The following is a 20613-nucleotide window of genomic DNA, read 5'->3' as shown; positions in this document are numbered from 1 at the left end:
CCGCGCCCACGCCGCGTCATCCAGGATCAACCGATCCAGCACGCCCATCCGCCGCCTCCAAAAGGCAGCTTTGAATCATGCTTCCATCAGCCAGGGAATCCCTAGAGTCCACATGACCTAGGGGCGCAGCGCCTCGCAGCCCGGCGCCTCGTGCAGGCGATAGACGCGCGTCGCCGTGCCGACGAAGAGGGCGGCGCGCTCCGCCTCCCCCGCGCCGGCCGCGAGGCGCTTGAAGGCATTCCACAGCACGCCGTAGCCACACATCCCCTTGTCCACGGGGAAGTTGCTCTCGAACATGCAGCGGCCGGCGCCATAGGCCTCGATCAAGGTGTGGACGACCGGTCGCCAGGCCTGCTCCAGTTCGACCGAGCCCGGCGGCAGTTCGCGCAGGTGGAAGTCGTGGCCGCCCACCTCCATGGCGAGGCCACCGAGCTTCATCACCGTGTTCGGCAGGGCGGCGAGCGCCAGCACCTCGCGGCGCCACTCTGCGAAGCCTTCCTCGCGACGCCCGGCATAGGGCCCGACGCCGAGCGGGCCGCCGCAGTGATTCACGACCACGGTCAGGTCCGGCACGGCGCGCGCGACCGCCGCAACCAGCGGCAGCTGCGTCTGGTAGGCCCAGATGTCGAGCACGAGGCCGTGCGCGGCGAGCCGGCGTGCGCCGTCGACGAAGCGCGGATCCTCGAGCGGTCCCGGTGGCGGTCCGAGCAGGTTCGAGCGAACCGCGGGCGAGGGATGCCAGGCGGTGCGGTTGCGCACGCCCCGGAAGCGGGCGCTCGCCGTCGCGACATGCGCTTCGAGCAGAGGCGCCACGCGGTCGCCGAGGGTCAGGTCCACGAAGCCAATGATGCCTGCGCAGGCGCGTACCGGCCCGTAGGTGCCGCTGGCACTCGCCGCCGCGATACCGTTGACGAATTCCGTCTCGCCAAGGGAACGCGCTTCCTCGGGGCCGCTCGCGCGGTACATGGCGCCGCACTGGATGAAGACCGTCGCGCGCACGTCGTGGCCCTCGGCGGTGTCGCGCAGCAGGTCGTCGAGGAGGTAGCACTCGGCTTCCCGATCCCAGAGGTGATGGTGCGGATCCACGATCGGCAGCGCCGGGTCCAGCGGTTCCTCCCGCCGCTGCGCGAGCCATGCGGGACGAACGGCGATCTGGCGTGACGGTGTGAAGTCTGGGGCGGCGGGGGAGGTCATGAGGTGGAGAGTGCCTGCCGTCGGGAGAGCAGGGCAAGCCGAGGCTTGCCGGGAACGGGGTTCTTACCCTGTGTTGCACTCGGGCACCGGAAGCACGCGGCGCGAGTGGCTGTTTTTGGGCTCGGGCCGATCTTCCTCTCTGCACTTGCGGAAGCGGGCATCGGGCTGTTCTTCGGCGGTGTGGTGGTGACAATGATGCCCATGATCGTTGGACTTTATTTTGGACGCTACGAGCTGAGGATGAACCCAATCCTGCTCCTCGGGGGGCTCGCCGGTGCACAGACCATGACGGCGACAATGGCTGCAGTGCAGGAACGCTCAGGCAGTCCGGTCGCGGTTCTCGGCTACACGCCGGCGGTGCCGATCGGGCACATCCTGCTAACCACTAGGGGAACCGTTATCGTCGGCGTCATCGCTTTGTGACCAGTCCGAACTGGATGCGTCTGGGCCACCAGAAAATCCTGACCGCAATCTCGCCCATGCCGCCCCGGTGCCCGGCATGTTCCGCGGCGCTCAGCTCGCGTCGCTGCATGTGCAGCATCGTCAGGGGGCGGCCCCAAGGCGTCCGGATGGCTGGCCACTCGGCACACCCCGGGGCCGCGTTGCGATCAACCCCGCTTCCGGCGCAGGCGTGGCCGCCCTAGCGTTGCACCATGGACCGGCTGACCACTCTCCGGCTTTTCCTGCGCACCCTCGATCGGGGCGGCATCGCCGCGGCGGGTCGCTCGCTCGGACTGTCGGCAACGGCCGCATCGCGGGCGCTGCGGGAACTGGAGGAAGATCTCGCGCTGCGGCTGTTCGACCGCACGACGCGCCATGTCGCGCCGACCGAGGCGGGGGGGCGCCTGGCAGCCCGTATCACGCCCCTGCTTGAGGGCCTCGACGCCGCGATGATCGAGGCGCGCGAGATGCACGAGGAAGCGACCGGCACGCTGCGCATCGTCGCGCGGCGCTCCTATGCGCTGCGTCATGTGGTGCCGCATCTCGCCGGCTTCCGCGCCGCGCATCCGCGGGTCGAGATCGACCTGGAACTGACCGAGCAGACCGGACTGGTGCCGGCGCATGGGGTGGACCTCGTCATCCGCCTCGGCATGCCGGCCGGAAAGTCGTTCACCGGGCACCGGTTGGCATCCGGCCGGCGAATCCTGTGCGCCAGCCCCGGCTACATCGCCCGGCACGGCGCCCCGGCCACGCCCGATGCCGTGCTGCACCACCCCTGCCTGACCTATCGCGAGGCCGATGAGGCGCCGGTCTGGGTCTTCACCACCACCGACGGCGCGCGGCAGGATTTCGCGGTGGCCGGGCCGTTCCGCTCCAACAGCGGGGAGGCGCTGCGCCAGGCCGCGCTGGACAGCATGGGCCTGGTGCTGCTGCCCGAATGGATGCTCGGCGAGGACGTCGCCACCGGCCGCCTGACGCCGCTGCTGCCCGGCCTTCCGGCCTGGCCCGGGCGCTACCAGGCCGAGATCCTTGCCGTGCATGCCCGTGCCGATCGCCTTCCGGCCAAGATCGCGGCCTTCGTCATGCATCTGCTGGCCGTCGCGGATCCTGCCGCCTGACGGCAGAGTGTTTTGCGAAGATGCCGGCTGGCGCGGGAATACAACGCGGCGCCAAGGTGGGCGCAGGAGGAAATGCACCCATGATCGAGACAACCCCACTCACCCCCGTTCTAGGTGCCCGCATCGCCGGCATCGACATCGCCCGCGGCGTGGACGCGGTGCAGATGGCCGGACTGCGGGACGCGCTCGATCGCTTCTCGGTGCTGGTCTTCCCCGACCAACAGATCGACGACGCGGCGCAGATCGCCTTCAGCGAGGGGTTCGGGCCGCTGGAACGCACCCGCGCCGGCGCCCCAGGGGCGGGCAGTCCGGTCATCATCCTGTCCAATATCGGCCCGGACGGCACGATCACGCCGCCCACCGACAAGCAGGTGCTGAACAACAAGGCGAACCGGTTCTGGCACCATGATTCCTCCTTCAAGCCGATGCCGGCGCGGACCTCGCTGCTGTCGGCGCGGGAGATTCCCTCGGCCGGCGGGGATACCGAATTCGCCTCCATGCGCGCGGCCTTCGCGGCGCTCGACCAGGCCGAGCAGGACGCATTGCGGGGTCGCGTCGCCATCCATGACTTCGGCTGGTCGCGCAGCCGCGTCGATCCGGCGCTGGTGACCGAGGCCGAACGCCACCAGCACCCGCCGGTGCGCCAGGCGCTGGTGCTTGAGGAGAACCCCTATGGCCCGGCCCTGTATCTCGGCGCGCATGCCCGCAGCATCGAGGGGATGGGCGAGGCGGAGTCGCGTGCGCTGATCGATCGGCTGATGGCGCTGGCGATGCAGTCTGCCTTCACCTACGCGCACAAATGGCGGCCGCATGACCTGGTCATGTGGGACAATCGTGCCGTGCTGCATCGGGCCACCCCCTTCGCGACGACGACGGAACGCCGCACCATGGTGCGCACCTGCGTCGCCGGCACGGCACCGACCATCGCCGTGGCGGCATGACGGCGGAGACTTTCGAGGGCGACTGGGACCACATCATCGTCGGCGCGGGCAGCGCCGGCTGCGTGCTGGCCAACCGCCTTTCGGCCGATCCGCGCCGCCGCGTGTTGCTGCTGGAAGCGGGCGGGGAGGCACGGCATCCGTACCTTCGTGTGCCCGCCGGCTTTCTCAAGACCTTCCGCGACCCGCGCTTCAACTGGAACTTCGTCACCGAGCCCGGCCCCGGCGTGGACGGGCGGGCGATCCATACGCCACGCGGGCGGGTGCTCGGCGGGTCCTCGGCGATCAACGGGCATCTGTGGGTGCGCGGATCGGCGCGGGATTTCGACGATTGGGCGCAGGCTGGCTGCCGGGGCTGGTCGCATGCGGATGTGCTGCCGCATTTCCGCGGCCTCGAGGACTACCGCGACGATGCGCATCGCGGCGCCGGGGGGGCGCAGCATGTCTCCGACATCCCCGCGCTGCATCCGATCGTCGCCGACTTCCTGGAGGGCGGCGCCGAATGCGGCCTCGCGCGCAACCTTGACTACAACGGTGCGGCGCAGGAGGGCGTCTTCACCTACCAGCGCAGCATCCGCCGCGGCAGTCGCTTCAGCGCGGCGAGCGCTTTCCTCGCACCGGTGCGTCGCCGCGCCAATCTGCGCATCGTCACCGACGCGACGGTGCTGCGCATCGAGACGGCTGCGGGGCGCGCCAACGGCGTCACCTTCGCCCGTGACGGCCGTACGCTGACGGCGCATGCGAAGGGCGACATCGTGCTGGCCGCGGGCGCGATCGGGACGCCGCACCTGCTGCAGGTCTCGGGCCTGGGTCCGGCGGCGCTGTCGCGGGCGCTCGGCCTGCCGGTCATCGCCGATAATCCGGGTGTCGGCGAGAACCTGCAGGACCACTACGCCATGCGGGTGGTCCATCGCGTCACCCGTCCCGTCACGCTGAACGAGCAGGCGCGGCCGCCGCGCCTGTGGTGGGAGATGGCGCGCTGGCTGCTGACGCGGCGCGGCATGCTCGCCTTCAGCCCGGCCCATGCCGGCGCCTTCGCCCGGTCGCGCGACACGCTCGACGAGCCCGACCTGCAATTCGTCTTCACCCCCGCCTCCTATTCCGAGGAAGGCGTGACGGGGCGCCTGCAGGACGTGCCGGGCATGACCATCGGCGTCTGGCAGTGCCGGCCGGAAAGCCGTGGTTCCGTGCGTGCCACCAGCGCTGATCCGCGCCAGGCGCCGGCCATCCAGCCGAGCTACCTGATGGCGCCGGAGGATCGCGCAGCGGCCATCGCCGGGCTGCGCATGGCGCGGCAACTGCTGGGCACGCGCGCCCTCGCGCCGTGGTCGGCGGGAGAGACCGCACCTGGTGCGGAGCAGGTCAGCGACGATGCGCTGCTGGCCTATGCGCAGGCGAAGGGATCGACCGTCTATCACCTGTGCGGCACGTGCCGCATGGGTGGCGACGGTGCGCCGGTGACGCCGGAGCTTCGGTTGCGCGGCATCGACGCGTTGCGCGTGGCCGATGCCTCGGTCATGCCGCGGATCGTCTCCGCCAATACGAATGCGACGACGATGATGATCGCTGCGAAGGCTGCGGCGATGATGCTTGATCAGTCCACCACGAAGCCGTAGGTCAGGCACACGCCGCCGACGCTGCGCAGGCGGGCCGATTTGCCGATGCGGGTGGGCCTGGGTGTGCAGTCTGACCGTACTCTGCTTGATCGGGGCGTCCGAGTCCGCTGGCCGGCTCGGGCAAAGCCATCGCCCGAGCAGCGCCCAGCGAGAGTTGGTCTCCGGTTCCCAGCGCTGCTACCATCGGTCAGCAACGGCGAGGGGCCGGGCCCCCTGCGGTCGCGCAGCCCCGCCGGCCCCTCGGCGTTGAAGCGCACCACCCAGTCCCTGACGATCTGCAGGGTGACATTGCCGATCCGCGCCGCCTCTGAGCGCGTGCCGTCATCATAGATCGCCGCCAGCGCCGGCAGGCGCCTGGCCTGGGCCGCATCCTTGCTCCGCCGCGCCAGGCGGCGCAGCTCGGCAGCGCTGAAGTCGTAACGCAGGGCGATGGCACGTGCCATGGTGAGCCTCCGATGCTCACCAGTTTGAATCACATCGCCGCCGCGTCGGGGAATCCCGCTCGTGAGCCACCGATCATGGGAGTTGGTATGAGCTCGGATGGGGTCACTCCCGCACGCCCGGCGAAGGCATCGGCGATGATCCCCTCAGCCAGAACCAGCCGATCAGGCGGTGCGCGATGGGCCTCTGCTACCATACGCGCATTTGACCCGGGCTCACCGAGGCTCATACGCTTTCGGCCAAGCTGCGAGCACAAGAACAGGAAACGCCATGAAACGTCGCACTTTTCTGCAGGCCGCCGCCGCCGGCACCTTCGCCGCCGCGGCACCCGCCGTCGCCCAGCCGGCCCGCACGGCGACGCTGCGCTTCGTGCCGCAGGCCAACCTCACCGCGCTCGATCCGATCTGGACCAGCGCGATCGTCACGCAGATGCATGGCTACCACGTCTACGACACGCTCTACGCCGTGGACGGGAACCAGCAGCCGCGTCCGCAGATGGCCGAAGGCCACACCGTCAGCCCGGATGGCCGCGTCTGGACCATCCGCCTGCGGGAAGGCCTTCGCTTCCACGACGGCGAACCCGTCCGTGCACAGGATTGTGCCGCAAGCCTCGAGCGATGGTCGAAGCGCGACGCCTTCGGGCAGATCCTCGCCGCGGTGGTCGATCGCTGGGCCGCGACCGACGACCGCACGCTCGAGATCCGCCTGAAGCGCCCCTTCCCCTTGCTGCTCGACGCGCTCGCCAAGCCGGACGCCAACGTCCCCTTCATCATGCCCGAGCGCCTGGCCCGGACCGACGCCAATACGCAGGTGGCCGAGGTGGTCGGCTCCGGCCCCTATCGCTTCCTGCGCGACGAGTTCGTCTCCGGCAGCCGCGTCGTCTATGCGAAGAACGATGCCTATGTGCCGCGGCAGGAAGCCTCGGACTGGGCCTCGGGCGGCAAGGTCGCGCATTTCCCGCGCATCGAGTGGCACATCCTGCCCGACCCTGCGACCGCCGCCGCGGCGTTGCAGAGCGGGGAGATCGACTGGCTCGAGCAGCCGCTATCGGACCTCATCCCGACGCTGCAGCGCAATCGCAACATCGCGGTGGACATCCTGAACCCCGCGGGCCTGCTCTCCATCATGCGGCTCAATCACCTGCAGGCGCCGTTCAATGATGTGAAGACGCGCCAGGCGGTTGCGCTCTCGGTCGACCAGCCGGAATACATGCAGGCGACGCTCGGCACCGATCGGTCGGTCTGGCGGGAATGCCGCAGCCTGTTTCCCTGCGGCACGCCTCTCGGCGTCGAGGACCTGTCGGAGTTCAACAGCCCGCCGCGCAGCCTCGACCGCGCGCGCGCCGCGCTGCAGGCTTCGGGCTACAAGGGCGAGAAGGTCGTCATCATCAACCCGACGGACTTCCCGCTGATCGGCCCGCATGGCCAGGTCACGGCGGACCGCCTGCGGCGCATCGGCATGAATGTCGAACTGGCCGACACCGACTGGGGCACCGTGGTGCAGCGCCGCGTGCGGCGCGAACCGGTGGAGCAGGGCGGCTGGAGCATCTTCCACACCTACGGCTCCTCGCTCGCCTACCTGAATCCGGGGGTGTCCTCCCTGGTCAAGGGACCGGGTGCGAGCGGCTGGTTCGGCTGGTACACGAGCCCGCGGGCGGAAGAACTGGTCCAGGCGTGGCTTGATGCGGCGGAACCGGAGCGGCAGCGCAGCCTGGCGAACGAGATCAACAAGCTTGCGCAGGACGACGTCGCGACCATTCCGCTCGGCCAGTTCTTCATCCGCACGGCGCACCGGCGGAGCATCACCGGTTTGGCAAAAGGGAGCATGCCGTACCCCTGGGGCGTGCGTCCGTCCTGACGGTGAGGCGGGTGGCGCCGGCTATGCCATGCCGTCAGGCCTTCGGTTGTACAGGCCTGGCGTGTGGGGCGTGGCGACCGCACCGAAGGTTGTCCGGAGCAGGGCGCGTACTGCCTTTCGCAGGGGGCGTGACGCATGATGGAAGCTCCGGCAACTTCTCCGCGGAGGAGAGCCGCCATCGTAGGATCGCATAGGCTCGAGTTGAGCCGCTCTCGGCCTCGATCTGGTCACGCTGCGGTCCTTCGCCGCGGCTGCCGGAGAGTGCAGGCTCGCTCGTGCGGCGGAGCGCGAGCACATCGCGCAGTCGGCCGTCAGTCGGCGCATCGCGACGCTCGAGGCCTGCGCGGGCGTGCAACTGCTGCGCCGGCACGACCGCGGCGTGGAACCGAGTGAACCGCCCCGGCTTCGTCGGAGACTCCAACTCTTGAGAGGCTGGAGCGGTGACGATCAAGACGACGAACAGGTCTTCGCCACCTACTCCCCGTTTCGCCCCGGACCATTCGCTCTCGGCTGGCGCGCAGCGAAACGAAGGCGGCTATCATCCCGCTGCTTTGTCCCGCGTTCACCGAGATCGGCATCGTCGGTCACTGCTGGCAGATTGAAGTTGCGGCACGCGGCCCTGCGGCCTGCCTGAAGATGCGTAGGCGGTGCTCTGCGGCTGCCCCTAGATGCCGGTGGGGGCGCGGACGCTCGCGGTGGAGACCAGTTGGGACCTGTCGAACCCTTGCCCCGGCGCGACGGCCGGGTCGTGGTGTTCGACCAGCCGATCCGCCGAGGCGATGGGGACGCACGGTTCACGCCCGGACCTTGGGCGCGGGAGCAGCCATGGGACTTGCCCATTGTATGCAAATTGGCGTCACTATGAATTGACTCGTAACCGCTTGGTGGTTCCGGGGCCAAGGTCGCCGGACCTGCTTGACGCGTCGGGGGTATGTATCCTGGTCGTGGATTGATCACTGAGGCCTGGCATCGCCTGGGACTCAACGCGCTTCGGAGGCCGCAGATGGCTCTGTTCTAGGGTGATAGCTTCAAAAACACCCTGGTCGGCGGCGCGGACGCCGATATGGTCGTCGGCTATGCCGGCGCCGACAGCCTGTTGGGCGGAGCCGGCAACGACTCGATCTTCGGCGGCATCCTGGACCCGCTCAGTGATGCCGCAACGGGCCCCTATGCCGATTTTCTGTTCGGGCAGGACGGCAACGACCTGATCTTTGGCGGCTTCGGCGGCGACCGGATCGACGGCGGTGCCGATAACGACACGATCTATGGCGACCTGCAGGTCTTCGTCACGCCGCCCAACAACATCAGTTCGAACGACACGCTGCTCGGCGCTGCGGGCGACGACGTGATCCATGGCGGCATCGGCAATGACCTGCTGGTCGGCGAGGCCGGCTCGGACGCGCTGTATGGTGGCGATGGCAACGACACGCTGAAGGCGGCCGGCGCCGTGGTGGAGACCACGGCGAACACGCTTGACGGCGGGGCCGGTCATGACCTGCTGGAAGGGTCGAACGGCAACGACGCGATCTACGCGCTGGTCGGCGGCGACACGGTCTACGTCTTCGCCGGCAACGATACCGTCTCCATCTCGGATCAATCATTGTCGTCGGTGACAAACGTCGGCAACTATGATGGCGGTGATGGCCGGGACGCGCTCAGCGCCATCAATGTCGCGACGGTTGGCCTCGACATCGAGCAGATCGGGCGCGAATACGATAACGCCTACCTGGCGGATGCGGAATTCCATCTGGCCCTCGCCGCCGTGATCAAGTCGATCGAGGACTTCGAGGGCACGAACGCCGCCGATTTCCTTCAGCTGTTCAACGATGTGAACAATGCTGTCCTGGCTGCCGGCGGCGATGACACGGTCACCGCGTCCGGGGGCAGCGACACGCTGGTGGGCGGTGAGGGCCAGGATATGGTCCGGCTCGACTGGAACATCGGGGTGGAGCGTGTCGATGTGCGGATCAGCGCCGGCAAGACGGGCTCCGCCAAGAAATACGACGCGCTTGGCGCGACGATCGGCACCGATCTGCTGGCGCAATTCGAAACCTACTACCTGACCAATGGCAACGACACCTTCATCGGCGGCAGTTCGGCCGACACCACCGACCCTTCGCTGTTCGGAGAGATCGCCTTCGGCGCTGGCGGCCAGGACAGCATGCAGGGCGGGTCCGGGGCGGATTCGCTGCATGGCGGTGCCGGCAACGACACGATCTGGGGCGGCGCGGCCGGCACCCAGGTCGATGGGCGCGACATGCTGTTTGGCGATGCCGGCAACGACACCATCTCCGGCAACCAGGATGGCGACACGCTGTATGGCGGCGCCGACAATGACTGGCTGGTCGGCGGCGACAGCGGTGCGGCGACGGTGGGCAGCGGTACCCGCGTCGACGGCGCAGACCTGCTGTTTGGCGAGGCCGGCGCCGACACGCTGATCGGCGACGACGACGCTGACACACTCGATGGCGGCAGCGAGGCGGATTCGCTGCTCGGCGGCGCCGGGGCTGATTCCCTGCTCGGCGCGGCTGGCGCCGACACGCTGCTGGGCGGCGACGACGCGGACACGCTCGATGGTGACCAGGATGCGGATTCGCTGCTGGGCGGTGCCGGCACGGATTTCCTGCTCGGCGGGGCTGGCGTGGACACGCTGCTGGGCGGCGACGAAACCGATATCCTCGACGGCGGCAGCGAGAATGATTCGCTACTCGGCGGCGGCGGCGACGATTCCCTATTCGGCGGCGCGGGCGCGGATACGATCGATGGCGGCGCCGGCAGCGACATCGTCGAGGGTGGCGCTGGCGCCGACAGCCTGCTGGGCGGCAGCGAGGACGTCCTCTCCTATACCAACGACACGGGGGGTGTGACGATCGACCTCGCGGCGCGCAGCGCCGCCGGCGGCGCTGCGCTGGGCGACACCTTCAGTGCCGGCTTCGACAGCGTCACCGGCGGCTCCGGCAACGATGTCCTGCGCGGCGACGGGGACGCCAACAACCTCACCGGCGGGGAGGGCAATGACCTCATCGAGGGTCGCGCCGGCGCCAGTGACCAGCTCAACGGCGGGGGCGGCGAGGACACCGCCTCCTATGTCGGTTCGACCGCCGGGGTGACGGTGGATCTCGCCACCGCGGACACCACGCCGGGCTTCACCTTCGGCAAGGTCGCCGGGCATGGCGGCGACGCCGAAGGCGACGTGCTGTCGCAGTTCGAGCATCTGGAAGGGTCCTCCCTCGGCGACTGGCTGGGTGGCGACACGCTCGACAACGCGCTCTATGGCCTGGCGGGCAACGACACGCTGACCGGCGGCGGCGGCAACGACACGCTGGTCGGCGGCACCGGCGCGAACAGCCTGCTCGGCGGCGACGGTGCCGATTCGATCCTCGCCGGCGGGGACAACGACACCATCGACGGCGGCACCGGCAACGACACGATCGACGGCGACAAGGGCGACAACAGCCTGTCGGGCGGCGACGGTGCGGACTTCATCCACTCCGGCAGCGGCAACGACACCGTGCTGGGCGGTGCCGGCAACGACACGCTGACCGCCGTCGCGGGCGCCAACAGCGTCATGGGCGGCAACGGTGCGGATCGCATCGTCAGCGGTGGCGGGAATGACAGCATCGATGGCGGCGCGGACGACGACACGATCGACGCCGGCTATGGCGCGAATGGCATCCTCGGCGGCGACGGCGCCGATTCCATCGTCGCGGGCACGGGCAACGACACGGTGCAGGGCGGCGCCGGCAATGACACGCTGACCGACAGCGGGGGCGCGAACAGCCTGGCTGGCGGCGACGGCGCGGACCGCATCACTACGGGGTCCGGCAACGACACCATCGATGGCGGCGCCGACGACGACCGCATCACGGCCGGAGCGGGGGCGAACAGCGTCATCGGCGGCACTGGCGACGACACCATCATCCTCGCCGCCGGCAATGATACCGCCGATGCCGGGTCCGGCCAGGACAGCATCGTCGCCGCGGGCGGAACCGCGCGCATCCTGGCCGGGGCTGGCGACGACACCATCGTCGGCGGCACCGGCGCCATGACAGTCGACGGCGGTGCCGGTGCGGACCGCTTCAGCGATACGGGCGGGACCGACTGGTTGTCCTACGCCGGCGACACCGCTGGCGTGACGGTATCCCTGGCCGGCGGCACGGGCATCGGCGGCGATGCCGCGGGCGATGTCGTCGGCGCGGGGTTCGAGGTGCTGCAGGGCGGCACGGGCCATGACTCACTGACAGGCGGGCTCGGCAATGACACCATCATCGGCGGCGCCGGGCGCGACACCATCACCGGCGGCGCGGGCGGTGCGGACAGCCTGGCCGGCGGCGCCGACAACGACTTCTACATCGTCAACGACGCCGCCGACGCGGTGTTCGAGGATGCCGCGGGCGGCATCGACATGGTGCGCACGACGCTCGCGGCCTACGCGCTCGGCGCCAATGTCGAGAACGTCACCGCCGGCAATGCCGTGGCGCACAACTTCACCGGCAATGCGCTGAACAACCTGATGACCGGCGCGCTGGGTGCCGACACGCTGGTTGGCGGGGAAGGCAACGACCAGTTGAACGGCCTCGGCGGTGCCGACAGCCTGGTGGGCGGCGGCGGCAACGACATCTACTTCGTCGACAATGCCGGCGACGTGGTGGTGGAACTGGCCGGTGGCGGCACGGCCGATGTGGTGCGGACGACGCTCGCCAGCTTCTCCCTCGCGGCGCTGGCGCAGGTCGAGAACCTGATCGACCAGGACAGCATCGCCAGCGCGCTGACCGGCAATGACCTCGCCAACCTGATCACCGGCAACCTGGGCGACGACACGCTGGTGGGTGCGGGCGGGGCCGATACGCTGATCGGCGGCGACGGCAATGACAGCCTGTATGGCGGCGCGGATGCCGACCGGATGAATGGCGGCGACGGCAACGATTCCTATCTGGTCGACAGCGCGGGCGACATCATCACCGAGTTCGCCAATGATGGCATCGACACACTGCGCACCACGCTCGCCTCGCAGATCCTCGCCGCCAATGTGGAACATCTGATCGGCCTGAACGGCACGGGCCAGGCGCTGGTGGGCAATGGCCTCGACAACAGCATCATCGGCGGTGGGGGTGCGGACACCATCACGGCCGGCGACGGCCGCGACACGATCGATGGCGGCGGCGGGGGCGGACCAGTTCCGTCTGGGCGCCGTGTCGGACAGCACGCCCGGGCAGCGGGATGTGGTGCTGGACTTCACCTTCGATGCGACGAACGGCTTCGACCGCGTGGACCTGCGGCTGATCGACACGGACCCGGTCGCACCGCTGGACCAGGGTTTCACCTATATCGGCGGTGCTGCCTTCGGTGCGACCGGTGTGGCGCAGCTGCGGGTGACGGCGGTCGCAGCGGGCGTGCAGTTGGCCGAAGGCGATTTGAATGGCGACGGCACAACGGACCTCGCGGTCGAGATCCATGCAGCCGCCACACCCGTCGCGGGGTGGTTCCTGTTGTGACGTCGCACCACTGAGCGAAGCGTGGGCGCAACTGCGGCGGAAGGGGGGAGACGGTTCGAATCCGGGCGCGCTCCTTCCGCCACCGTTTGCCGCCAAGTCCACTGACCGACAATGGCGTCCCCATCACGCCCCGGCACGGACCACGGCGCGCCGTGTCCGAGACTGAACCGGCCGGTCCCGGTTCCATGCGGCGGTAAAGCAGATCGCGCCCGATGGACTCATCTGGACGCGCGAAGATGCTCTCAAGACAATAGGCTGGAGCATGTGGCGTGAGCGAAAGCGAACGGACCCTGCTCTACGCGCTCAAGCCGGTTGGCAGGACCGCCGCCAACGCCATGTCGCGGTCGGCGCGCAGGTGCTCGCGCATCAGAACCTCGGCCGTCGCACCGTCCCGCGCGAGGATCGCGACGATGATCCCGCCATGTTCCTCCAGCGCGCGTGGCGCGCGGCCGTGGCGCAGAGTCATCAGGCCGAAGCGGTGCACCTGGTCACCGAGTTGGCTCATGAACCTGGCAAGTCGCGCATTGCGGGTCAGCGCGATGATGTGGGTGTGCAGCCGGACGGAGGCCTCGTAGGCTGCCTGAAGGCGCCCGGCGGCGGCATGAGCCAGCGCCTCGGTGTGGTCGGCCGTGAGGGTCTGCGCATCGGCAGGCGTCAGGTGCTCGGCTGCCAGCCGCGCGGCGAAGCATTCAAGCTGCTCGCGCAGCTGGTACACCTCGACGATGTCCTGGACCGACGGTTCCGACACCACGACGCCCCGCTGTGGCAGGATGCGGACCAGCCCGCCGGCGGCGAGCTCGCGCAGCGCCTCGCGGATCGGCGTCCGGCTGATGCCGAGCTCCTCCGCAAGTTGGTTCTCTGAAAGCAGACTGCCGGGCGGGTATCGCAGGTCGAGGATGCGCTCCCGGATCGTGTCGAGCGCCTGCTCCCGGAGGTTGCCGGCCGGCCTACGCGCGCGCCCCATGCCTCAACCTGCGTCGTACGTATTGTCCGATCCCAACGGCGGAATCGTCGAATGCGCCATCGCGCATGACGAAGCGTCCGCGCACGAGCGTGTGGATCACGCGCCCCGTCAGCTCCCAGCCCTCATAGATCGAGTAGCCGGCCGAACTCACGACCGACTCCCGCGTGACGGTCCAGCGCGCGGCAGGGTCCACGATAGCGAAGTCGGCATCCATGCCGGGCACGATGGCGCCCTTCGCGTGCGCCAGTCCCATGGCACGCGCCGGATTGGTCGCCGTCAGCGCCGCGATGCGCGCAAGGCTGAGACCGCGCTTCGCATGCCCCTCGCTCAGCAGCACGGGCAGCATCGTCTCCATCCCGGGACAGCCGGGCGATGCGGACCAGATGTCGCCGTCCTTCGAGGTGATATCGCGATGCACATGGTCCGTCGCGACGGTGTCGATGCTGCCGTCGAGCAGTCCGCGCCACAGTGCCTCGCGATCCGTGGCCTCGCGCAGGGGCGGGTTGATCTTGCCGATCATCCCACCCGGCCAGGTCACGTCATGCGTCAGGTAGTGCGGGCAGGTTTCGACGAACACGCGTGTGCCCGCTGCGCGCTGGCGCAGGGCGGCGTCGAGTGCTTCGGCCGAGGAGGTGTGCACGACATAGAGCGGTGCGCCGGTGATCCTGGCGACATAGGCCGCACGCTGCACCGCGTCGGCCTCGACGAAGGGTGGGCGCGTGGCGTTCCAGCTCGCCAGCCCGCCGGCGCCCTGCGGATCGGCACGCATCACGCGCTCGCGCATCACCCAGGCCATCTCGATCGTCTCGGGGTGCGGGCAGACCATGCCGCCATGGGCGGCCGCGGCCTCGCACAGCCGCAGCAGGAACCCGTCGTCGATGTCGGGCAGGCCGAGGCGCTTTCCCTCGCCGCCCCGGTTGTTCATGAAGATCTTGAAGCTCGGCGCGCCCCAGTCGCGGATGCAGGCCTCCACCTCGCCGAGCTGCTCCTCCGTGGAGATGATCGGGTGGTAGCCGAAATCAATTCGGGCGCCGGCCGCCGTCACGGCGATCACGTCGCCGAGGATGGTATCGAACGGCTCGGTCGCCATCAGGTACGGGATGAAGCAGGTGATGCCGCCAGCCGCGGCGGCGGCCGTCTCGCGGTCGGCATCGGCGGGCACCCGCGGGCGGGAGATGTCCTTGGCGTGGCCGAGATGCAGGTGCGCGTCGATCGCGCCCGGCAACACGACGAGACCGTTCAGCGAAACAACTTCGCGTGCCGGCACTTCGGTGCCTGGCGCGAGCAGGGCCGCGATGCGGCCGCCCTCGACCGCGATGTCGCAGGGTGTCGGTTCGGCAGCACCGGGCAGCACTACGGTTGCGCCCGTCAGCAGCAGGTCGCAGGCCATCGCCGTCACGCCGCCGCCGGCAGCGCCTGCAGCGCGGCGGCGCATTCCTCGGTGCTCATCACGTCGGCGTATTTGGAAGCCATGTCGAACAGGTTCACGGCGTGGGATACGCGGCTGCGGTCGTAGACCGCGTCGTGCGGGACGACGACCTTGAAGTTATAGGCGAATCCATCGACCACGGAGCCGCGCACGCAGCCGCTCGTGGTGCAGCCGGTGACGACGAGCGTGTCGGCGCCGAGGTCGATCAGGTAGCTCGCCAGCGGCGTGCCGAAGAAGGCGCTGGGATGCTTCTTCGGCAGCAGGATGTCCTTCGGCTGTGGGCGGATTTCCTCGACGAAGTCGTAGCCGCTGCGCGCGACGGTCATCAAGGCCGGCACCTTCTCGGCCAGCCGCCCCTGGTCGAAGCTCTCCTTCGGCGAGACATGAGGGTAGAGGACCGGCCAGCCGCGCGCACGAAACAGCGCGAGCAGCGTCTCGATGCGGTGCACGGCCTCCCAGCCCACTTCGCCGCAGGAGGTGGGGAATTCCTTGATGGCCTCCCAGAACGGCATCGGGCGCGTTCCGACCGTGCGGTACTGCACGTCGATGATCAGCAGCGCCGGCCGCTGCCCGAGCCCGGAGGCGCGGCCGAAGCCCGCCGCGCCGTAGGCTTGCTGCTCCTCGGCTGGAATGATGCCGTCCCAGGGTTTCATGGCGCGCGCTCCGATGCGGGTCGGCGTGATGGTAGCGAGGAAGCGTTCTGCCACACAAGTGGGATCCCAGTGTCTTGACAGGCGTACCGGTGCCGGATGAAGTGTTCTGGGCGTCCTGTCCCGAACTTTCGTCGCATCGAGGCAGATGGGCAGGCCGCTGAATGACAGGACTGCGACCCACGAACGACGTCCATGCGGATGCCTGGGGCGGGACACCCCGGTAGCCTGGCCTGTGACGCACGCAACCGCCGCGCCTTTGGAGGAACGCACCCGATGAGGACACCGATCGCGCGCCGCGCCATGCTGGGCGCAGGCGCTACGCTGGCCATCGCCACGCCGGCCTTTGCCTTTCCGGACCAGCCTGTTCGCATCGTCGTCCCCTGGAACGCGGGCGGCGCCACGGATGTCATCTCGCGCGCCCTCGCATCGGCGATGGCGCCGCTGCTCGGTCAGCCGGTGGTCGTGGACAATCGGCCCGGCGCCAACGGCGCCGTCGGCGCGCAGTTCGTGGCCAGCGCGCGGCCGGACGGGCACACGCTGTTCGTCGCCAGCGCGGAGACGCATTCGGTCAACCCGCTGGTGTATTCGCGTCTCGCCTATGACCCGGTCGCGGGCTTCGAGCCGGTCACCGTATTCGCCAACGGGCCATTCGCCCTCGTCGTTCGCTCGGGGCTCGGTGCGGACACGCTCGATGCCTTCGTCACCCTCGCGCGGAGCCGGCCAGGCCAGCTGACCTACGCATCCTGGGGCATCGGGTCCACGTCGCAGCTGGCCGCGGCGAGTGTGATCCAGCACGCCGGGCTCGATCTCCTCCACGTGCCCTTCACCGGAGCGGCTCCGGCCTATACGGCGCTGGTGGCCGCCCAGGTCGATGCAATGTTCATGAATGCGGGGCCGGCCGAGGCGCTGGCACGCGACGGGCGCGTCAAGATCCTCGGCATCGGTTCCGCCCAACGCGTGCCGCTGCTGCCCGCGGTTCCGACCCTGCGGGAACTCGGCATGCCGCTCGATGCCGCGAACTGGTTCGCCCTGCTCGGCCCGGCCCGGACGCCGCCTGCGGCGGTGGCGCGCATCGCCGCGACTTCGTCCGAGGCTCTCCGCACGCCGTCGGTACTGGAAGTTTTCCGCGCCCAGGGCATCGTGCCTGTCGGATTGTCACCAGAAGAAACGCGCACCTTCATCACCGCCGATCGCGAGCACCTTGGCCCGATCGTGCGCAGCCTCAATATCCGCTTGGATTGAAGGTGGCTCGGCCGGGGCAGGACGGGCCGGTTGAACCGGCCGTCTCTGGAGCGTGATGGCTGCAGGTGCGAATGCACCGGAGGTCTGAATCACGCGATCAAACAATAGGCTGGAGCGTGATGGGTGAACGAATGTGCACCAATCATGCTCTGGCCCGCGCGTCATGCAGGGTTCTCCGGACGTGTCCGCAAGCTGCCCGACCGCTTCGGGCAGGCTTGCCGGGATGGTTGGGGGACGGAGGCGTCAGTCGATGCTCATCGATCGCCCAGCGACCGTGGCCCCCGGGAAAACCGACCCGGCCATTGTCGCACGGCAGGTCTCCGCAGCCATGATCGGCGCGTCACGCTCCAGCGTCGAGCCCATGCCGCCCGCCGAGAACGTCAGCGCGTCGCACAGCGCGGCGAGACGCGTTCGTACCTGACCCTCCTCCCGCGACGGCGACCGGACCACGAAAGTCGGTGCTCCGTCACCGAGCGCGATCGCCGCGACATATCGCGGCCCATTCGCGCCGAGCAGGCTGGCGGCCGGTTCCCTCGCGACGTCCAGCACTGCCCCACCGCCTCGCCCGTAACCGATCACCACGACCGGCCCCGCGCCGACCGTGGTGGTCATGGCGTCGAGTGCGCCGAGCGCAGCGGCCGTGACGGTATCCTGTCCTGTCCGTATGGACCCGCAGGAGGGCGGCACGAATTCGAGCACAGCCGCGTGTTCACCGAGCAGCGCCGCCACGAGCTGGTCGCGCGCCGCATCGCGCATGGGTTCCGGCGTCAGCAGAACCACCGCCCCATCGCCGATGCTCCAAGCCGGCGGCAGGCTCAACAGCGCTGGCGCATGGCATCGCGGTGCTGCCGGCATGATGACGTCCAGCGCCTCGAAGGTCGTGAATTCGTAGGCGGTGGCCGGGCGAACGGTGAGGCCAATGGCGAACGCCATCGCAATGAGGCAGGGCTTCATCCTGGGGTTCCTCCTGTCGTGACCGTGACGTCATGGCCCCGCGCGGCGCGGGGAACTGGCTTGATCGCGGCGAAGTCCATCGCGCCTCGCCACGTGCGTGCCACGCACCCGGCGTCATCGCCGCCGTGTCGTCCGACCAGCCGAAATTGCCCCGTCCCCACGCCGGCGCGAGCCAACGCGCCATGCAGAATCGCGCAGCCCATGAGCCCGCACAGGCCCGCCAGGGTGATTGCCAGTGCCTGACCCCACAGCGCGCTCGCCTGCACGACGCCGGGAATGACGACGAGCACCGCCAGGCCGCGTCCGGTCAGCAGCAGGCCGCTGGTGCCGGCGGCGGAGCGGCGGCCGAAAAGGTCCACCGCCACGGCGGGCGAGAGCGCGACGAACGCGCCCTGGAAGAATCCGAAGACCAGGGCGAAAGGTATCAGCGCCCCATTTCCGGCGCACGCCCACACCAGCATGGCGAGGCTGATCCCGGTGCAGGAGAGCAGCAGCGTGGCACCGCGGCCGATGCGGTCGGCAACATGGCTGAGCAGGACGCGGCCGCATATCGAACCGATGCCCACGGCGCTCAGCAACGCCAGTGCCTTCTCCTGCGACAGTCCCGCTAGCGTGGCCGAGCGCGGTAGCCATGCGAAGGGCAGCGAAACCGGGATCGAGACCAGCAACACTGCAACGTAAAGCCGCAGGAAGGCAGGGCTGCGGCGCACCGCCTCCAGCTGCGGTCCTTCCGTCGACAGGCCATGCACGGTCGAGCCGGGCAGCAGCGGCGCTCCGGCCAGGCCCAGGACCAACACCATCACGGCCAGGACACGCATCTGCACGCGCCAATCGCCGAGCGGGGCGAACAGCGTGGCGACGACCGGCACCAGCAGCGTCGCCACCCCGATCCCCATCGCCGCGATGCCCGAGGCGAGGCCACGCCGCGCGGTGAAGCAGCACTGTACCGCCGCCATGGCCGGGATGTAGGCGAGGCCCACACCGGTCCCGACCATCAGCCCATAGGTCAGCGTCATCATCGCGAGGCTGTGGCTCTCGGCCGCGAGCAGCAGGCCCGTGACGATCAGCGCGATGCCGGCCAGTGCCGGGAGCCGGGCACCGATGCGATCGGCGAGCCGGCCCGCTATCGCCCCGATGAAGAAGCAGCCGCCGCCTGCCACGGCATAGACGAGGCACAGCGTAGCGTCCGTGACGCCGAGGGAGGCTGCCATCGCAGGAGCGAGGGCCGCATAGGCGTAGATCGCGCTCCACCCGCCGAACAGGACAAGGAAGGTACCACCCACCACGCGCCAGCCTTGAGGGTGATCCTGCACGGTCATCGTCGAAGTCATCGCGGCGTCCTAAAGGACGCGCTGAAAAACGATGCGACCTGGGTGGCGGCCAGCGCCGTGAGCTCGGGCCACGGCCTCGCGACAACGCGGCCAGGCCCGTCAGGTCGTGGCACCAGTTGCCGTTGCTCCAGGCCGTAGCTCGGTTGGTCCCAGGCGTAGCCCGCATGGGCGAAGACGGTGTGCCGGACCGCCATGCCCGCGCGCGACAGCCGTGACGCTACCGCTGTGCAGTCCAGCGCGGGATTCGCATCGTCCTCCGCGCCGTGCATCAGCAGCACCGGTGCGGTCGGCGGAACGTCCGCGACGGCCAGCGTCCGGCAGCCCGGATAGAGCAGCGCGCGCGCCACGAGCGGCGCCTGTAGCCGTGCCGCGAACCGCGCACCAGTACCGAAGCCGAGCACGCCGACGGCGCGGTGGTGACTCTTCAGTTCCTCGACAATCTGCGCGAAGACGTCGATCCCAGCCTCGGACCTGCCGTTCTCGTGCCGGATGTCGAGCACGGCGATGCGGGCGTCGAGCAACTGGTCGACATACGGTTCGCTGCGAGGATCCGGTGCCAGCGCGTCGTGCAGAACAAGCACGATACCCATCGCCGGCCCGATTGAGGCAGCCGGCATCGTCAGGATGCCCTGGACGCCGTGACGCTCAAACGCGACGACCTCACCCGTAGGACCCGCAGACGGTTCCTGTCTGGAGCCCGGACCCGCGTCGGCGAGACCGTGCCCGGGCAGCAGCATGATCGCGAGAGCGGCGGCGATGACCGCACCAGCGATTGTCCGCTTGGCTTCCCGCGCGGCGCAGATCATCGCGACGAGGCGCCACTGCCGATCGAACCAGACCGCCATGGCACCGCGCCCGAATGGGTAGGCATCGCGCAATCGCGCATCTCCTGGCCTTGGCATGGCCAGCGGTCGGCGCGGGCCATTTCCGAACGTCCCTC

At 69.3% G+C, this 20613-nt stretch carries 15 protein-coding genes and 2 pseudogenes; 9 read left to right on the top strand and 8 right to left on the bottom strand.

Annotated features, from left to right (window positions below):
- Positions 1-117: 117 nt before the first annotated feature.
- Positions 118-1194 carry an amidohydrolase family protein gene (locus AAFN86_RS17630; protein WP_347544693.1) on the bottom strand — a complete coding sequence of 359 codons (1077 nt, stop codon included), beginning with the start codon at positions 1192-1194 and terminating at the stop codon, positions 118-120.
- A gap of 105 nt (positions 1195-1299) precedes the next feature.
- Between AAFN86_RS17630 and AAFN86_RS17625 the strand changes: the two genes are divergently transcribed.
- The 4 genes from AAFN86_RS17625 (at position 1300) to AAFN86_RS17610 (ending at position 5307) form a co-directional block, all read left to right on the top strand.
- Positions 1300-1617, top strand: a complete 318-nt coding sequence (locus AAFN86_RS17625; protein WP_347544692.1) for a hypothetical protein — start codon at positions 1300-1302, stop codon at positions 1615-1617.
- Positions 1618-1847: 230 nt separating this feature from the next.
- On the top strand, positions 1848-2753 hold the full coding sequence (locus AAFN86_RS17620; protein WP_347544691.1) for a LysR family transcriptional regulator: 906 nt from the start codon (positions 1848-1850) through the stop codon (positions 2751-2753).
- Between the two features lie 80 nt (positions 2754-2833).
- A complete protein-coding gene (locus AAFN86_RS17615) occupies positions 2834-3694 on the top strand; it encodes a TauD/TfdA family dioxygenase (protein ID WP_347544690.1) in 861 nt (286 codons plus the stop codon).
- A complete protein-coding gene (locus tag AAFN86_RS17610) occupies positions 3691-5307 on the top strand; it encodes a GMC family oxidoreductase N-terminal domain-containing protein (protein WP_347544688.1) in 1617 nt (538 codons plus the stop codon). Before AAFN86_RS17615 ends, AAFN86_RS17610 begins: the two co-directional genes overlap by 4 nt.
- A 185-nt stretch (positions 5308-5492) precedes the next feature.
- Here the strand turns inward: AAFN86_RS17610 and AAFN86_RS29595 are convergent.
- Positions 5493-5750 (bottom strand): annotated as a pseudogene (locus tag AAFN86_RS29595) (helix-turn-helix domain-containing protein); the annotation flags it as partial.
- 268 nt (positions 5751-6018) lie between these two features.
- Here AAFN86_RS29595 and AAFN86_RS17600 point away from each other — a divergent pair.
- The 4 genes and pseudogenes from AAFN86_RS17600 (at position 6019) to AAFN86_RS17590 (ending at position 13114) form a co-directional block, all read left to right on the top strand.
- A complete protein-coding gene (locus tag AAFN86_RS17600; RefSeq protein ID WP_347544686.1) occupies positions 6019-7605 on the top strand; it encodes an ABC transporter substrate-binding protein in 1587 nt (528 codons plus the stop codon).
- A gap of 223 nt (positions 7606-7828) precedes the next feature.
- A complete protein-coding gene (locus tag AAFN86_RS17595; RefSeq protein ID WP_347544706.1) occupies positions 7829-8239 on the top strand; it encodes a LysR family transcriptional regulator in 411 nt (136 codons plus the stop codon).
- A gap of 396 nt (positions 8240-8635) precedes the next feature.
- Positions 8636-9514, top strand: a pseudogene (locus AAFN86_RS29590) (calcium-binding protein); the annotation flags it as partial.
- A gap of 9 nt (positions 9515-9523) precedes the next feature.
- Entirely contained in the window at positions 9524-13114 is a 3591-nt protein-coding gene (locus tag AAFN86_RS17590) for a hypothetical protein (protein WP_408906611.1), read from the top strand.
- A gap of 281 nt (positions 13115-13395) precedes the next feature.
- On the opposite strand, the gene AAFN86_RS17585 is transcribed toward AAFN86_RS17590, so the two are convergent.
- From AAFN86_RS17585 to AAFN86_RS17575, 3 genes are read right to left on the bottom strand one after another with little or no spacing between them, the layout of a single operon-like run.
- On the bottom strand, positions 13396-14064 hold the full coding sequence (locus AAFN86_RS17585; RefSeq protein WP_347544685.1) for a GntR family transcriptional regulator: 669 nt from the start codon (positions 14062-14064) through the stop codon (positions 13396-13398).
- On the bottom strand, positions 14048-15499 hold the full coding sequence (locus AAFN86_RS17580; RefSeq protein WP_347544684.1) for a dihydroorotase family protein: 1452 nt from the start codon (positions 15497-15499) through the stop codon (positions 14048-14050). Before AAFN86_RS17580 ends, AAFN86_RS17585 begins: the two co-directional genes overlap by 17 nt.
- The gene (locus AAFN86_RS17575) at positions 15460-16146 is read right to left on the bottom strand and encodes an isochorismatase family protein (protein ID WP_347544682.1); all 687 of its coding nucleotides are present in this window, start codon (positions 16144-16146) and stop codon (positions 15460-15462) included. Before AAFN86_RS17575 ends, AAFN86_RS17580 begins: the two co-directional genes overlap by 40 nt.
- Before the next feature lie 273 nt (positions 16147-16419).
- Here AAFN86_RS17575 and AAFN86_RS17570 point away from each other — a divergent pair, with 273 nt between their 5' ends.
- Positions 16420-17388: a tripartite tricarboxylate transporter substrate binding protein gene (locus AAFN86_RS17570; protein ID WP_347544681.1), complete on the top strand. Its 969-nt coding sequence runs from the start codon at positions 16420-16422 to the stop codon at positions 17386-17388.
- 243 nt (positions 17389-17631) lie between these two features.
- Here the strand turns inward: AAFN86_RS17570 and AAFN86_RS17565 are convergent, their stop codons facing one another.
- The 3 genes from AAFN86_RS17565 to AAFN86_RS17555 are packed head-to-tail and all read right to left on the bottom strand — an operon-like array spanning position 17632 to position 20551.
- On the bottom strand, positions 17632-18342 hold the full coding sequence (locus tag AAFN86_RS17565) for a hypothetical protein (protein ID WP_347544679.1): 711 nt from the start codon (positions 18340-18342) through the stop codon (positions 17632-17634).
- Positions 18339-19673 (bottom strand): MFS transporter, encoded by a 1335-nt coding sequence (locus tag AAFN86_RS17560; protein ID WP_347544677.1) that lies wholly within the window; start codon positions 19671-19673, stop codon positions 18339-18341. Before AAFN86_RS17560 ends, AAFN86_RS17565 begins: the two co-directional genes overlap by 4 nt.
- On the bottom strand, positions 19670-20551 hold the full coding sequence (locus tag AAFN86_RS17555; protein WP_347544676.1) for a dienelactone hydrolase family protein: 882 nt from the start codon (positions 20549-20551) through the stop codon (positions 19670-19672). Before AAFN86_RS17555 ends, AAFN86_RS17560 begins: the two co-directional genes overlap by 4 nt.
- Between the last annotated feature and the right edge of the window lie 62 nt (positions 20552-20613).

Source organism: Roseomonas sp. CAU 1739, assembly GCF_039839775.1.
Classification (GTDB): domain Bacteria; phylum Pseudomonadota; class Alphaproteobacteria; order Acetobacterales; family Acetobacteraceae; genus Neoroseomonas.
This window is presented reverse-complemented; position numbering and strand designations above follow the sequence as displayed.